This window comes from Xanthobacter sp., assembly GCF_041911315.1.
GTDB classification, from domain to species: Bacteria; Pseudomonadota; Alphaproteobacteria; order Rhizobiales; family Xanthobacteraceae; genus Xanthobacter; species Xanthobacter aminoxidans.
On the sequence record NZ_JAYRPE010000071.1, the window covers coordinates 48,472 to 62,530 of the forward strand.

12 protein-coding genes are annotated in these 14,059 nt (G+C 69.4%); 9 read left to right on the plus strand and 3 right to left on the minus strand.

Annotated elements, in window-relative coordinates; genetic code table 11:
* Window positions 1–87: 87 nt before the first annotated feature.
* Both ACE3QW_RS20455 and ACE3QW_RS20460 read right to left on the minus strand, forming a co-directional pair.
* The gene (locus tag ACE3QW_RS20455; protein WP_374253627.1) at window positions 88–1,074 is read right to left on the minus strand and encodes an MDR family oxidoreductase; all 987 of its coding nucleotides are present in this window, start codon (window positions 1,072–1,074) and stop codon (window positions 88–90) included.
* Window positions 1,075–1,130: 56 nt separating this feature from the next.
* Entirely contained in the window at window positions 1,131–1,871 is a 741-nt protein-coding gene (locus tag ACE3QW_RS20460) for a FadR/GntR family transcriptional regulator (protein WP_024278116.1), read from the minus strand.
* Between the two features lie 172 nt (window positions 1,872–2,043).
* Between ACE3QW_RS20460 and ACE3QW_RS20465 the strand changes: the two genes are divergently transcribed.
* The 6 genes from ACE3QW_RS20465 to mdoH all read left to right on the plus strand — a co-directional run bounded on the left by ACE3QW_RS20465 (window position 2,044) and on the right by mdoH (window position 10,574).
* Window positions 2,044–3,279 (plus strand): ABC transporter substrate-binding protein, encoded by a 1,236-nt coding sequence (locus ACE3QW_RS20465; RefSeq protein ID WP_374253629.1) that lies wholly within the window; start codon window positions 2,044–2,046, stop codon window positions 3,277–3,279.
* Between the two features lies 1 nt (window position 3,280).
* Complete coding sequence (locus ACE3QW_RS20470; RefSeq protein ID WP_374253630.1) at window positions 3,281–4,510, plus strand: MFS transporter; 1,230 nt, start codon at window positions 3,281–3,283, stop codon at window positions 4,508–4,510.
* Between the two features lie 20 nt (window positions 4,511–4,530).
* Window positions 4,531–5,352: an enoyl-CoA hydratase/isomerase family protein gene (locus tag ACE3QW_RS20475; RefSeq protein ID WP_374253632.1), complete on the plus strand. Its 822-nt coding sequence runs from the start codon at window positions 4,531–4,533 to the stop codon at window positions 5,350–5,352.
* A gap of 10 nt (window positions 5,353–5,362) precedes the next feature.
* Window positions 5,363–6,793, plus strand: coding sequence for a class I adenylate-forming enzyme family protein (locus ACE3QW_RS20480; protein WP_374253634.1), 1,431 nt, complete (start codon window positions 5,363–5,365; stop codon window positions 6,791–6,793).
* Window positions 6,794–6,972: 179 nt separating this feature from the next.
* Complete coding sequence (locus ACE3QW_RS20485) at window positions 6,973–8,463, plus strand: glucan biosynthesis protein (protein WP_374253636.1); 1,491 nt, start codon at window positions 6,973–6,975, stop codon at window positions 8,461–8,463.
* Window positions 8,451–10,574, plus strand: a complete 2,124-nt coding sequence (gene mdoH / locus ACE3QW_RS20490) for a glucans biosynthesis glucosyltransferase MdoH (protein ID WP_374253638.1) — start codon at window positions 8,451–8,453, stop codon at window positions 10,572–10,574. The genes ACE3QW_RS20485 and mdoH overlap by 13 nt, the downstream gene beginning before the upstream one ends.
* Before the next feature lie 24 nt (window positions 10,575–10,598).
* Here the strand turns inward: mdoH and ACE3QW_RS20495 are convergent, their stop codons facing one another.
* Window positions 10,599–11,471, minus strand: coding sequence for a LysR substrate-binding domain-containing protein (locus ACE3QW_RS20495; RefSeq protein ID WP_029554964.1), 873 nt, complete (start codon window positions 11,469–11,471; stop codon window positions 10,599–10,601).
* A gap of 189 nt (window positions 11,472–11,660) precedes the next feature.
* On the opposite strand from ACE3QW_RS20495, the gene ACE3QW_RS20500 reads away from it, so the two are divergent.
* From ACE3QW_RS20500 to ACE3QW_RS20510, 3 genes are read left to right on the plus strand one after another with little or no spacing between them, the layout of a single operon-like run.
* Window positions 11,661–12,431 (plus strand): ABC transporter ATP-binding protein, encoded by a 771-nt coding sequence (locus ACE3QW_RS20500; RefSeq protein WP_374253639.1) that lies wholly within the window; start codon window positions 11,661–11,663, stop codon window positions 12,429–12,431.
* Window positions 12,428–13,186: an ABC transporter ATP-binding protein gene (locus ACE3QW_RS20505; protein WP_250166256.1), complete on the plus strand. Its 759-nt coding sequence runs from the start codon at window positions 12,428–12,430 to the stop codon at window positions 13,184–13,186. Before ACE3QW_RS20500 ends, ACE3QW_RS20505 begins: the two co-directional genes overlap by 4 nt.
* Window positions 13,187–13,189: 3 nt before the next feature.
* Window positions 13,190–14,053, plus strand: a complete 864-nt coding sequence (locus ACE3QW_RS20510; protein ID WP_374253642.1) for a branched-chain amino acid ABC transporter permease — start codon at window positions 13,190–13,192, stop codon at window positions 14,051–14,053.
* The last annotated feature ends 6 nt before the right edge of the window (window positions 14,054–14,059 follow it).

Below are 14,059 nucleotides of genomic sequence, written 5' to 3' on the forward strand. Positions count from 1 at the left end.
ACGAAGTGGCCGCCGGGCGCGACCGGGACCAGATGAAGGCCAACGTCGCGGCCGGGCGCGCCATCGCAGCGCGCCCGCTTTGTCCGCTCAGATGCGCACCACCGTACGCCCGCGCACGCCACCGGCGATGATGTCTTCGGCCACCTGCGGCAGGTCCTCGAGCGTGACCTCGCGGGTGACGAGATCGAAATCGGCCTCGGTGAGGAGTTTGCCGAGCCGGGTCCAGGCGGCGAGACGGCGCGGGGTCGGGCAGTTGACGGAATCGACGCCCAGCAGCGCCACGTTGCGCAGGATGAAGGGGAAGACGGTGGTCGGCAGATCCGTCGCCGCCGCGAGGCCGCAGGCGGCCACCGCGCCGTTGTAGCGGGTGGCGGCGAGCACGTTGGCGAGAATGGTCCCGCCCGCCGTGTCCACCGCCCCGTGCCAGCGCTCTCCGGCCAGCGGCTTGCCCGCGGCGGCATAGGTGGCGCGATCGACGATATCGGTGGCGCCGAGGCTCTTCAGGAAGTCCGCCTCGGCCGGACGGCCGGTGAGCGCGCTCACCTTGTAGCCGAGGCGCGAGAGCAGGCGCACCGCGACGCTGCCCACGCCGCCGGCCGCGCCGGTGACGAGGACATCACCACCCGCCGCGATGCCATAGCGCTCCAGCGCATCCACGCACAGCATGGCGGTGAGACCGGCCGTGCCGATGGCCATGGCCTGGCGCGCGGTGAGGCCCTCGGGGAGCTTCACCAGCCACTCGCCCTTCACCTTCGCCCGCTCGGCGAAGCCGCCGGACCAGTTCTCGCCGACACCCCAGCCGGTGAGCACCACCTTGTCGCCGGGGGCGAAGGCGGGGTTGTCACTGGCGCGCACCGTGCCGGCGAAATCGATGCCCGGCACCATGGGCAGCGCGCGAAGGATGCGGCTCATGCCCTTCAGCGCGAGGCCGTCCTTGTAGTTGAAGGACGAATATTCCACGTCCACCGTCACGTCGCCGGCCGGCAGATCGGCCTCGGTGATGGTCTCGATGGCAATGGCCTGCCCGGCGTCGGTCTTGCGCGCCATGAGGGCGCGGAGGGTCTCGGTGCTCATTGGACGTTTCCCTGTGATGTGCGTGGACCGCGCAGGCGCGGATCAGGGGCCTCGGCTCAGGGCCGGATGGCCTTGCGGGCCTCTTCGGCCTTCTCGTACTGGGCGCGGATGTAGCGCACGAGACCGCCGAGCGCGGCCACCGCCGCCTCGCCGTCGCGGTCCCGCAGCGCGGCGAGGAGCGTCTCGTGGTGGGCGACGATCTCGGTCCGGTCGCGGACGCGGAAGATGATCATGTTGCTCACCGGCATGAGCGCTTCCACCACCGCATTCATGAGGAAGCGCAGCAGGGCATTGCCCGCCGCGTCCACGATGGTGCGGTGGAAGCGCACGTCGGAGGCGCAGAAATCCTGATCCGAAAGGCTGGCGGTCCGCTGCAGGGCGATCTCCGCCTCCAGCGCCGCAAGGTGCGCGTCCGTGCGGTTCAGGGCGGCGAGACGGCAGCAGACGGCTTCCATCTCCAGCCGCGCCGTCGCCATTTCTTCCAGCGAAACGCCGCCTGTGGCGACGAGGAGCGTGACGGACGTGCCGAGGCTGGTGGCCAGCTCCTCCGGCGACGGGCCGGTGACGAAGGTTCCCCCGGTGGGGCCGCGCCGGGAGCGGATGAGGTGGCGCGCGGCGAGCCGCTTCAGGGCCTCGCGCACGGTGGGCCGCGAGACGCCGAACTGCGCGGCCAGCTCCTCCTCGGTCGGCAGGCGCTCATCCACCTTCAGCCGGCCGTCCATGATGGCCTGCTGGAGCTGATCGGCGATCTGGCTCGCCGCGCTTGTGGTGACGATCTGGCCGTAGCTCGGTTCCATCTGATCCGTTCCGGGGACGCCTGTGGTCATCCCCTTGGTCTCAGATCGGCGGCTTCAAATCAACCTAAAAATTATTCGTTTGACAAATCTTCAAATGAGCCTTTTGGTTCCACAGATCGCGGACGGAGATGCCGCGGCACAAGAAGACACTGGAAACGCCGGGAGAGAAAAAATGCGCGCTGCCCTCGTAGCGGCGACCGTGCTGTCGTGCGCCGTCGCCGTCCCGATCACGACCGCTTACACAGCCTCAGCTCAGGATCTGCCGACGTTCCGCATCGGCGTCATGAACGACCAGTCGAGCCTCTATTCCGACATCGCCGGCCCCGGCTCCGTCACCGCCGCGCAGATGGCGGTCGCGGACTTCAATCCGGAGAAGCACGGCTTCAAGGTGGAAGTGGTCTCCGCCGATCACCAGAACAAGGCGGACATCGGCTCCTCCGTCGCGCGGCGCTGGTACGACCTCGACAAGGTGGACGCCATCGTCGACGTGCCCACCTCCTCGGTGGCCCTCGCCGTCGCCGATATCAGCCGCGACAAGAACAAGGTGTTCCTGGTTGCGAGCGCTGGCACGTCCGACCTCACCGCCAAGTCCTGCACACCGAATACCGTGCACTGGACCTACGACACCTGGGCGCTCGCCAACGGCACCGCCCGCGCCATGATCAAGCAGGGCGGCGATTCCTGGTACTTCCTGACCGCCGACTACGCCTTCGGCCATGCGCTGGAGCGCGACGCGGCCGAGGTGGTGAAGGCCAACGGCGGCAAGGTGCTGGGCCATGCGCTGGCACCGTTCCAGAGTTCGGATTTCTCCTCCTTCATCCTCCAGGCGCAGGGCTCTGGCGCGAAGGTGGTGGCGCTGGCCAATTCCGGCGGCGACACCATCAATTCGGTGAAGCAGGCCGCGGAGTTTGGCCTGTCGCAGAAGCAGAAGCTCGTCAGCCTTCTCATCTTCCTGTCAGATATCCATTCTCTGGGCCTGAAGACGGCGCAGGGCCTGATGCTCACCAACGCCTTCTACTGGGACCTGAACGACGGCACCCGCGCCTTCGGCAAGGCCTTCGGGGCGCGCAACAATGGGCGCATGCCGACCATGAACCAGGCCGGCACCTATGCCGCCACGCTGCACTGGATGAAGGCCATCGCCGCCATGGACAAGGCGAAGGCCCATGACGGCGCCGCCGTGGTCACACAGATGAAGGCCATGCCCACCGACGACCCGCTGTTCGGCAAGGGCCACATCCGCGCCGATGGCCGCACCATCCACAACATGTACCTGTGGCAGGTGAAGACGCCGGAGGAGTCCAAGGGCCCCTACGACTATCTGAAGCTGGTGGCGACCATCCCCGGCGACGAGGCCTTCCGCCCCATGTCGCCCGAGGCCTGCCCGATGCTGAAGAAGGCCGGCTGAGGTGACAGCGCCGGCGACAGCCGCCCGCACGGACGGCAAGGCCTTTTCCCTCGCGATCCTCGTGGTCGCGGAAGTGGCGGCGATGGCGACCTGGTTCGCCACCACCGCCTCTCTGGGGGCGATCCGGGCGCAGTGGAGCCTGTCGCCGTTTCAGGAGGCTTTGCTCACCAGTTCCGTGCAGGCAGGCTTCGTCGCCGGCACCCTCCTCAGCGCGCTGCTCTCCCTCGCGGACCGCGCCGATCTGAGGACGCTCTTCTCGGTCGCGGCCTTGGTCGCGGCGCTGGCCAACGGGGCCATCCTCCTGTTCGAGCCCACCCATCCGGCGGTGCCGCTGCTGCGGTTTCTCACCGGCATGTGCATGGCGGGGGTCTATCCCGTGGGCATGAAGCTCGCGGCCACCTGGGCCAAGGGCGATCTCGGCCTGCTCATCGGCATGCTGGTGGCGGCGCTGACGCTGGGCTCGGCCTCGCCCCACGCCATGGCGGCGGTCGGCGGGCTGGACTGGCGCGCGCCGGTGGCGGGCGCGGCGGCGAGCGCGCTGGTGGCCGCCCTCCTCATCCGCTTCGCCAAGGTCGGCCCCAACCATGCGAAGGCGCCGCCGCTGAAGCTCTCCAACGCCCTCGATGCGTTCCGTCGGCCGGCGCTCCGGCTCGCCAATCTCGGCTATTTCGGCCACATGTGGGAACTCTACGCCATGTGGGCGTGGATCGGCGCCTTCTTCGCCGCGAGCTTCGCTGCGCGCTATGGCGATGCCCCGCCCCTCGACCCGCGCCTTGCCACCTTCTGCGTGGTCGCCATCGGCGCCGTGGGCGCGCTCGGCGGCGGCTTCGCGGCCGACCGGCTGGGGCGGACCTTCGTCACGGCTCTGTCCATGGCGGTGAGCGGACTGTGCGCGGCGGGCATCGGCTTCCTGTTCGGGGCCTCGCTCTGGCTGGTGCTGCCGCTGGCGCTGGTGTGGGGCGTGACGGTGATTTCCGATTCCGCCCAATTCTCCGCCGCAGTGACGGAGCTGTCCGACCGCAGCCTCATCGGCACCATGCTGACGGTACAGACCTGCGTCGGCTTCCTCATCACGCTGGTGAGCATCCACCTCCTGCCCTATGCGGTGGATGCGTTCGGCTGGCGCTTCGCCTTCCTCATTCTCGCCATCGGCCCCTTCCTCGGCGTCCTCGCCATGCTGCGCCTGCGGCTCCGGCCGGAAGCCGCTGCCATGGCCGGCGGGCGGCGCTGATCCCTCTCCACGAGGCTTTCATGACCTTCACCAAGATCGCTTACGAAACCCGCGACGGCATCGCCCTCCTCACCCTCAACCGGCCCGAGCGCGCCAATGCGCTGGACCAGGAGATGCTGGGCGAGATCAACGCCGCCATGGACCGCGCCGAGGCGGATGCGGACGTGAAGGCGGTGATCGTGCGCGGCGCTGGCAATGCCTTCTCTTCCGGCTTCGACCTGAAGGCGCAGATGGAGGCGCGCCCGGTGGGCGTCGATGCGTGGCGGCCTGTGTTGCGCAAGGATTTCGACACGGTGATGCGCTTCTGGCACTGCCCGAAGCCCACCATCGCCATGGTGCGTGGCGCCTGCCTCGCTGGCGCCTGCGAGCTGGCGCTGGCCTGCGACATGACCATCGCCTCGGAAGACGCCTTCTTCGGCGAGCCGGAGCTGAAGTTCGGCGCCGGCATCGTGGTGATGCTGCTGCCGTGGATCGTCGGCCCCAAGATCGCCAAGGAAATCATCCGGCTCGGCGAGGACCGGGTGAGCGCGCAGCGCGCGGCCGAGATCGGCATGATCAACCGCGTCGTTCCCGCCGACCGGCTGGAGGACGAGGCGCTGCGCATCGCCCGGCACATCGGCGCCATCGACCCCAGCCTCGTGAAGGAAACCAAGCGCGCCCTCAACCGCGCACTGGAGACGCAGGGCATGTTGCAGGCGCTGGAGAGCGCGCTGGAGATCGACCTTTCCATCGAGGGCGCCGGCTCGGCCGACAAGATCGCCTTCTTCGATGTCGCCCGCCGCGAGGGCCTGCGCGCCGCCATCGCCTGGCGCGATGCGCGCTTCCCGACCCGCGAAGGCTGAGGAGGCCGTGATGGCGAAGACGGGCGCGCTCTGCCGCATCCTGGACGAAGCGGCCGGCACCGTGGCCGAGGACGGCGGCGCGGCTCACACCGCCGACGCCCTGCGTACTGCTACCTCCGGCCTCGCTGCGCAGCTGCGCGCGGATGGGCTCGCGCCGGATGAGCCGGTGATCGTCGCCGTGGCCAATCGCGCCGCGGACCTCGCCTCTTTCTTCGGCGTCTGGCAGGCGGGCGGCGTCGCGGTGCCACTCCATGCTGGCGCGGCCGAGATGACCCGTGCCACCATCCTCGAGCAGACCGGCGCCCGGTTCCTCGTGGCGGACGGCACCGTGGCGCGCCTTGCGGAAACGCCGCCGCCGGCCCGACCACTGCTCGACGGCGCGGCGCTGATTGTCTTCACCTCCGGCTCCACCGGCAAGCCCAAGGGCGTGGTGCTTGCCCATGACCGCTTCGCCGGAAAGCTCGATGCGCTTCAGGATCTGCTCGCCCTCACGCCCAACGACAAGGTGGTGCTGCCGCTCCAGCTCATCTTCATCTTCGGCCTGTGGGTGGCGCTGCTCTCCCTGAAGACGGGCGCGCGGCTCGAACTGGTGGGCAAGTTCACGCCCGCCGGCCTCAAGGCGCGTCTTGGCGAAGCCACCGTGCTCGCGACCGTCCCCTCCATGCTGCGCACCCTGTTCGGTGAGGGCGAGGTGGCGGCACCGCAATTGCGCACCATCCTCACCGGCGGCGAAGGGCTGGGAACGCATCTGGCCGGGGCGATCGCGACGCAATTGCCCGGTGCCGGCGTGTTCGACCTCTACGGTCTCACCGAGACCGGCTCCTGCGACTTCTGCCTGAGGCCGGCGGACGCGGAGACGGGGCGCGGCTCCATCGGCCGGCCGACGCCGGGTATCGACTACCTCATCTCGGACGATCCTGCCGCCGGAGCCACGGGCGCGGGGCCAGACGCGGCGGGTGAGCTGCTCATCCGCACGCCCTTCGGCATGATCGGCTATCTCGACAATCCCGACCTCACGCAGACCGCCTTCCGGGATGGCTTTTGCCGCACCGGCGACGTGGCACGGCGACGGCCGGATGGGTGCGTGGAGATCGTCGGCCGCATCAAAGAGATCGTCTCCCGCGGCGGCAACAAGATCGCCCCGGCGGAGATCGAGACGGTGCTGTGCGCCCATCCCGCCGTCGCCCAGGCCCTCGCCGCTGGCGTGCCCGACCCGCGCCTCGGCGAGGCGCTCCATGCAGCCGTGGTGCTGCGGACGGGAAGCGGTGCCTCTGCCGATGAACTGCGCGCGTGGTGCGCGGCGCGCATCGAGCGGTTCAAGGTGCCGGACGCCATCCATGTGGTGGCCGCGCTCCCCACCGGCCCCACGGGGAAAGCCTACCGGCCGGGCATCCGCGCCCTCGCCGACGCGGCAGTTCCGACCGGAACGCAAGGCCGCTAGGACCGGGGCGGCGGTTCTTTCCAGCACCGCCGTTGCCCGCCGCTCCCGCCTGCGAGACCCAATGTCGCGCTCCCGCCGTGGAACCCGGCCCCGCCTTCGCGCCTTCCTTCCGAGATGCCGTAGAGGCATGTCCGAACATCCGGGGGCGAAGGGACGCATTGCTCGACCGCCGATCATTCATGCTGGGTGCGACTGCGCTTTCGGCTCTTCAGGCCGCCGCAGCTCATCCCGCGCTTGCCCAGGAGGGCGAGCGGTTCGATGCCGACACGGTACGCAACACGGCGCGCCAGCTTGCCGCCAAGCCCTTCAAGCAGGGCAACCAGTCGTTGCCGGCGGAGCTCGACAAGCTCAGCTATGACGACTACCGCAACATCCGTTTCAACGCCGATCGTTCGATCTGGCGCGGCCAGCGGCTGCCGTTAGAGATGCAGCTGCTGCATCGAGGCTTCCTGTTCCGCGATCAGGTGGATGTCTTCGTGGTGGCCGAGGGGCGGGCACGGCGCATCGCCTACGATCCCGGCCTGTTCCGCTTCGAGCACGGGCTGAAGACGCCCCAGCCCGGCACCGACCTCGGCTTTTCCGGCTTCCGCCTGCACGGACCGCTGAACCGCCCCGATTATCTCGACGAGATCGCGGTGTTTCAGGGCGCGAGCTATTTCCGCGCCGTCGCCAAGGGGCAGGGCTACGGCACCTCAGCCCGCGGTCTGGCTGTGAAGACGGCATCGGCCTCCGGCGAGGAATTCCCTGTCTTCAAGGCCTTCTATGTGGAGCAGCCGCGACCGGACGTGCCCTCCATCGTCGTCCACGCTTTGCTCGACAGCCCGAGCGCCACGGCGGCCCATCGCTTCACCATCCGCCCCGGCGATGCGACCGTGATGACCGTTGAGATGGCACTGTACCCCCGCACGGACCTGACCGAGGCGGGCATCGCGCCGCTCACCAGCATGTTCCTGTTCGGCCCGGCCGATCATGCGGGCTTCGACGATTTCCGCCCCGCCGTCCGCGATGCCGAGGGCCTCGCCATCACCGACGGCACGGGCGAACAGCTCTGGCGGCCGCTCTCAAATCCCGGCCGGCTTCAGATCAGCGTGTTCTCGGGCTCGAACATGCGCGGCTTCGGCCTGATGCAGCGCCAGCGCTCCTTCTTCGACTATCAGGATCTGGAAGCACGCTACGAGAAGCGGCCGAGCGTGTGGGTGGAGCCCATCGGCGACTGGGGCGAAGGCGCGGTGCATCTCGTGGAGATCCCCACGCCGCAGGAAGTCCACGACAACGTCGTCGCCTTCTGGCGCCCCAAGGACGCCCTGCGCAAGGGCAGCGAATACACCTACACCTATCGCCTGCACTGGACGTGGGACATGCCCACCCCGCCGGCCCTCGGCCGCGTGGCCGGCACGCGCGCGGGTGGGACCGACGAGCGGCGGCTGTTCGTCATCGATCTGGTGGACGGCCCCATGGCGGGGCTGACGCCGGACGGCATCCGGCTGGATGTCTCCGCCAGCGCGGGAGAGGTCCGCGACGTGGTGCTCCAGCCCAATCCGGAAATCTCCGGCGCCCGTCTCTCCTTCGCCTTCGAGCCGAAGGGCGCGAACCTCTCGGAATTGCGGGCGCGTCTCATGAAGGGCGATGTGCCCCTCACCGAAACCTGGCTCTATCGATGGACGCCCTAGCGCACGCCCGGCCGGCCACGCGCCAGGCCCCGGAGCCCGCTTTGCCGCCCGAAGCGCCCCTCGCCATGCCGGCGCAGGATTTCCGTCGCAGGCCGGAGCAGGTCAGGTCCGGGACGCGGCTCGGCGCAGCGCTTATCGCGCGCCGCGTCTTCGTGTTCGGCGGGGCCATCGCGCTGACCGGCCTTGCCGCCTACGAGATGTACAAGGTGCTCGACGTGGGCGGGCTGACCTACCTCGAATACGCGGTTCTGGTGCTGTTCGTCGTCCTCTTCGCGTGGATCGCCCTCGCCTTCACCAATGCCCTCGGCGGCGCCATCAGCCTCCTGTCGGGCCGCAAGGCGCTCGGCATCGACCCGGACGCGCCCCTGCCCGCCCCGACCATCCGCACCGCCCTCCTCATGCCCTGCTACAACGAGGAGCCGAACCGCGTCTTCGCCGGCCTGGAAGCCACATGGCGCTCGCTGGAGGCGACCGGGTGCGCCGGCCTGTTCGACGTGTTCATCCTGAGCGACACCACCGATCCGGATGTCTGGGTCGCGGAGGAAGCCGCCTTCCTCGCCCTGCGCCGGCGCACCGGCGGCCGCTTTTTCTATCGCCGCCGCGCGCAGAACACGGACCGTAAAGCCGGCAACATCGCCGATTGGGTCACTCGCTTCGGCGGCGCCTACGAAGCCATGCTCATCCTCGACGCCGACAGCGTGATGACCGGCGACTGCATGGTCCGCCTCGCCCACGCGCTGGAGCGCAGTCCGGATGCAGGGCTCATCCAGACACTGCCGGTGATCGTCGGCGGGCGCACGCTGTTCGCCCGGCTCCAGCAATTCGCAGGGCGCCTCTATGGCCCCCTCATCGCCCACGGACTTGCCTGGTGGCACGGGCCGCAGAGCAATTACTGGGGCCACAACGCCATCATCCGCACCCGCGCCTTCGCCGAGGCGGCGGGCCTGCCGCACCTCAAGGGGCGCAAGCCGTTCGGGGGGCATATCCTGAGCCACGATTTCGTGGAGGCGGCGCTGCTGGTGCGCGCAGGCTGGGGCGTCCACATGGTGGCCGGCCTTCCCGGCAGCTACGAGGAAGGGCCGCCTTCCCTCACCGATCTGGCCGTGCGCGACCGCCGCTGGTGCCAGGGCAATCTCCAGCACGCGGCCGTGCTGCCGGTGCGCGGGCTCCGCTTCGCGAGCCGCATTCATCTGCTCACCGGCATCGGTTCCTATGTCTCGGCGCCGCTATGGCTGCTGATGCTGCTGGCGGGCCTTCTCACCTCCCTTCAGGCGCGCTTCGTGCCGCCGGATTATTTCCCCTCCGGCTTCGCTTTGTTCCCGGTCTGGCCGGCGCAGGACCCGGTACGCGCGGCCTGGGTGTTCGGCGCCACCATGGCGGTGCTGCTGATGCCGAAATTCATCGCCTTCGCGCTGATGCTCGGTGATGGCACGGCGCGACGCGGCTTTGGCGGCGCGGGGCGGACCTTCCTCGGCATGATCAGCGAGATCCTGCTCTCGGGCCTCATGGCGCCGGTGACCATGGTGTCCCAGTCCTTCGCAGTGGTGAGCATCCTCATGGGGCGGGACGGCGGGTGGAATCCGCAGCGGCGGGACGACGGCAGCCTCGGCTGGCGGGAGGCGTTCCGGCACTTCTGGCCCCACACGCTCCTCGGCCTCGGCTTTGCGGCCGCGACCGCCGCCATCGCGTGGCCGCTGATGGCGTGGATGTCGCCGGTGATCCTCGGACTTCTCACCGCAGTGCCGCTCGCGGTGTGGACCAGCCGTCCGCGCCGTCCCGGCGGACTTCTGGAAACGCCGGAGGCGAAGACCCCTCCGGCCGTCCTGCGCTCGGCCACGGACCTGCGCGCCGCCCTCGCCGGAACCGACGGTCCGGCGGAGGCCGTCGCGCACCTTGCCGGCGATCCCGACCTCCTCGCCTTCCATCGCAATGCGTTGCCCGCGCAGGGCAAGCGCCTGCCCGGCGATGTCCGCCCCGATCGCCTCGTCGCGCGGGCGAAGATCGAGGATGCGCGCTCGCGCGCGGAGGCGCTGACGGGGCTCTCGCCTAAGGAAAAGGCCGCCGCCCTCGCCGACGATCAGGCCCTCGCCCGGTTGCTCGCACTCACCTGAACGCCCGCCCCGGGACCGGCGCGATCAGTCCCGGTCCGACACGGACCGGCGAATGTGGGCGGCGAGATGATCCGCCGCCGACGAGCCGCCGGGGTGGCGCTCCCACAGGATGAGATCCACGCTTTCGAGCGGCGGCAGACCTTCCGCGCTGCCGAGACGCACCAGCCCCGGCGTGCGGACGGATTGCGCGAGGACGCATACGGCGGAATCCGCCAGAGCCATGGATTGCAGGCCGGCGATGCTCTCCGAGATGCAGGCGATGCGCCAGCGTCGGCCAATATGGTCGAGCGCCGCTAGCGCATAATCCCGGTAGAGATTGCCGTCCGGCAGCATGGCCAGCGGAATGGGGTCCGCAAGGTGGGCGCTGCCGCCCTCCGCACCCAGCCAGATCAGCGGTTCGGGCCGCAGCAGCGTTCCGGTGCCGACGCGCGGGGAGACGCCCGGCATGCGGGTGGCAATGGCGATGTCGAGGAGGCCCTCGGTCATGTCCTGCGCCAGCTGCCGCGACAGCGCGCAGCGCACCGTCACCTCGACGCCCGGATAGGTGTCGCGGAAGCGGGCCAGCGTCTCCGGCAGGAGGAAGGCGGCATAGAGATCCGGGCAGCCGAGCGTGACGCGGCCCGCCACATCGTCGGCGGAAAGCCGCAGCCGGGCTTCCTCATCCAGCCGCAGCATGGTGCGCGCATGGGGCAGCAGCATCTCGCCGTGCCGCGACAGCTTGAGATGCCTCAAGTCCGGCTCGAACAGGGGAAAGCCCGCCGCCGCCTCCAGCCGCCGGATCTGCAGGCTGACGGCCGGCTGGGTGCGGTTCAGGCGCCGGGCGACACGGGTCACGCTCTTCTCCTCCACCAGGAGAACGAAGGTGCGCAGCAGGGCGATTTCCAGCGGCCGGGACATGCCGCCCATTAAAATAACTTTGCCAAGAGCAAAGCAATATAAATTTGATTTGATCGTAATGCATCTGTCTAATCTATGAGCGGTCGCGATCGACTGTCCAATACCTGCTCAAGATCTGCGATTTTGATGCACATCAAAAAGGCATTTGCGCAACCGCAAGGCATTGTCGCCCTGCGCCGTGGAGGCGATGTGAACCCCAGCCCCTTCCTTCAGGTCCACGGTCTGACCCGGCGCTATGGCGGCGTCGCCGCACTCGACGGCGTCACCCTCGATCTCGCCCGTGGCCAGGTCACCGGCCTCATCGGCCCCAATGGTGCCGGCAAGACGACGCTGCTCAACGCACTGACGGGGCTCGCCCGGCCGGAGGCCGGAACGGTGCTCCTGGAGGGCGAGAATGTCACCGGCCTTCCGGCCCATGTGATGGCTGCCAAGGGCGTGGTCCGCTCCTTCCAGATCGTGCGGGAGCTCTCAAGCCTCACCGTGTTCGAGACCCTTCTCGCCGCCCCGCCGGCCCAGAGTGGGGAGACGGTGACGGGCGCCCTGTTCGGCCGCCGCAAATGGTGGGCGCAGGAGCGCGCCAATGCCGATCTCGCCCGTGCGCTGCTGGAGCGGGTGGGGCTCGTGAAGCTCGCCGACCAGTCGTCCGCCATGCTCTCCGGCGGCCAGAAGAAGCTGCTGGAAATGGCCCGCGCACTGCTGATGAAGCCGAGACTGATCCTGCTGGACGAGCCGGGCGCCGGCGTCGCGCCGCCGCTGCGGCTGGAGATCGTGCGGCTGGTGCGGGAGCTGAAGGCGGAGGGCCTGTCCTTCGGCATCGTCGAGCACGACATGCATCTGGTGGAGGAGGTGTGCGACCACGTTCACGTCCTCGCCCAGGGGCGCGCCCTCGTCTCCGGTACCTTCGCCGAGGCCACGGCAGACCCGCGCGTCGTCTCCGCCTATCTCGGGGTGGCGGCATGACTGCGCGCCCCTGCGATCCGAAGGCGGAAGAACTCTCCCTCGCGCTTGCCGTCTCGGGCTTGCGCGCCGGCTACGGCCGGGGCGGCGATATCGTCTGCGGCATCGATCTCGCCCAGACGGCGGAGAGCATCGTCGCCGTCATCGGCCCGAACGGCTCGGGCAAGTCGTCCTTCATCAAGACCATCGCCGGCCTCGTGCCGACGCGGGCCGGAACGGTGGCGGTGACGGGGCGGGACATCACCACGCTCTCGCCGGCACGCCGGGTGGCGTCGGGGCTCGCTTATGTGCCTCAGGAAGCCAACATTTTCGCCACCCTCACCATCGCCGAGAACCTGAAGCTCGCCACCGAATTCCTGCGCGGGCGCGCCGGCGTCGGGCCGGAGCAGCGGGAGAAGGTGCTCGATCTCTTCCCCGAACTGCGGCAGCGGCCGCGCACGCTCGCGGGCAACCTCTCCGGCGGCCAGCGGCAGATGCTGGCCTTCGCCTGCGCCCTCCTCGCCAATCCCGAAGTGCTGCTGCTCGACGAGCCCTCGGCCGGTCTCTCGCCCAAGATTGTCGGCGAGACCATGGAAGCGGTGGTGCGCGTGCGGGAGGCCGGCGTCACCGTGCTGCTGGTGGAGCAGAACGTCGCCGCCGCGCTCGGCATCGCCGACGAGGTGGTGGTGCTGGTCGCCGGCCGGCTCACACTCCGCGCCTCCGCCGCCGACATCCGCCAGGCGGACCTCGCCGGCCTCTTCTTCGGAAAGGCGGCCTGAGCCATGGCGCTTCAGCTCTTCCTCAATGGCCTCGTCACCGGTCTGCTGCTGGCCCTGCCGGCGCTGGCGCTGACACTGGTGTTCGGCATCCTGCGCTTCGCCAATTTCGCGGTGGGGGCGTTCCTCACCCTCGGCGCCTATGCGGCTTATACGGCGAATGTGGTGCTCGGCCTGCCGCTGCCCATCGCCGCCGCTTTCGCCGCGGGCACGGTGGCGCTCGCCTCCCTCATCGCCGATGCACTGGTGTTCGAGCGGCTGCGGACGCGCGGCTCCATCACGCTGCTGGTTGCCTCCATGGGCGTGTCGCTGGTGGTGGAGAACATCTGCCGCTTCATCTTCGGCAATGCCGCCAGAAGCTTCGATCTCGCGGTGGCGCGGCCGATGCGCTGGAACGGCCTGCGCATCAACCACGAACAGCTCATCACCGCCGGCGTGGTGATCATCGCGCTCGTTCTGCTGCACCTTCTCATCACCGCCTCGCCGCTCGGCCGGGCCATGCGAGCGGTGGCGGACAATGCCTCCCTAGCCGCCGTGCGCGGCGTGGAGCGGCGCACCATCGCCCGCATCACCTTCGCCCTCACCGGCGCGCTGATCGGGCTCGCCGGCGTGCTGGCGGGGCTGGATCGCGCCATCGATCCGCTGATGGGCTGGAACTATCAGATCCCCATCTTCGCCGCCGCCATCCTCGGCGGGCTGGGCAGCCCGATCGGCGCTGTGGCGGGCGCGCTCCTCATCGGCGTGGCGGAGGAGATGTCCGCCCTCGTCCTGCCCGTCTCCTTCCGGCAGATCGTGAGCTTCGGCGTCATCCTGCTGCTCCTCCTGTTCCGCGCCAATGGCCTGTTCGGGAACAAGGCCATCCGAAAGTGAGGGCGC

Bases quoted from the DNA above. Each gene is read 5' to 3' on its own strand.
- ACE3QW_RS20480 (WP_374253634.1), top strand. From the start codon at position 5,363: ATGGCGAAGACGGGCGCGCTCTGCCGCATCCTGGACGAAGCGGCCGGC.
- ACE3QW_RS20510 (WP_374253642.1), top strand. From the start codon at position 13,190: ATGGCGCTTCAGCTCTTCCTCAATGGCCTCGTCACCGGTCTGCTGCTG.
- mdoH (WP_374253638.1), top strand. From the start codon at position 8,451: ATGGACGCCCTAGCGCACGCCCGGCCGGCCACGCGCCAGGCCCCGGAG.
- ACE3QW_RS20475 (WP_374253632.1), top strand. From the start codon at position 4,531: ATGACCTTCACCAAGATCGCTTACGAAACCCGCGACGGCATCGCCCTC.
- ACE3QW_RS20495 (WP_029554964.1), bottom strand. From the start codon at position 11,471: ATGTCCCGGCCGCTGGAAATCGCCCTGCTGCGCACCTTCGTTCTCCTG.
- ACE3QW_RS20460 (WP_024278116.1), bottom strand. From the start codon at position 1,871: ATGGAACCGAGCTACGGCCAGATCGTCACCACAAGCGCGGCGAGCCAG.
- ACE3QW_RS20505 (WP_250166256.1), top strand. From the start codon at position 12,428: ATGACTGCGCGCCCCTGCGATCCGAAGGCGGAAGAACTCTCCCTCGCG.
- ACE3QW_RS20455 (WP_374253627.1), bottom strand. From the start codon at position 1,074: ATGAGCACCGAGACCCTCCGCGCCCTCATGGCGCGCAAGACCGACGCC.
- ACE3QW_RS20485 (WP_374253636.1), top strand. From the start codon at position 6,973: ATGCTGGGTGCGACTGCGCTTTCGGCTCTTCAGGCCGCCGCAGCTCAT.
- ACE3QW_RS20465 (WP_374253629.1), top strand. From the start codon at position 2,044: ATGCGCGCTGCCCTCGTAGCGGCGACCGTGCTGTCGTGCGCCGTCGCC.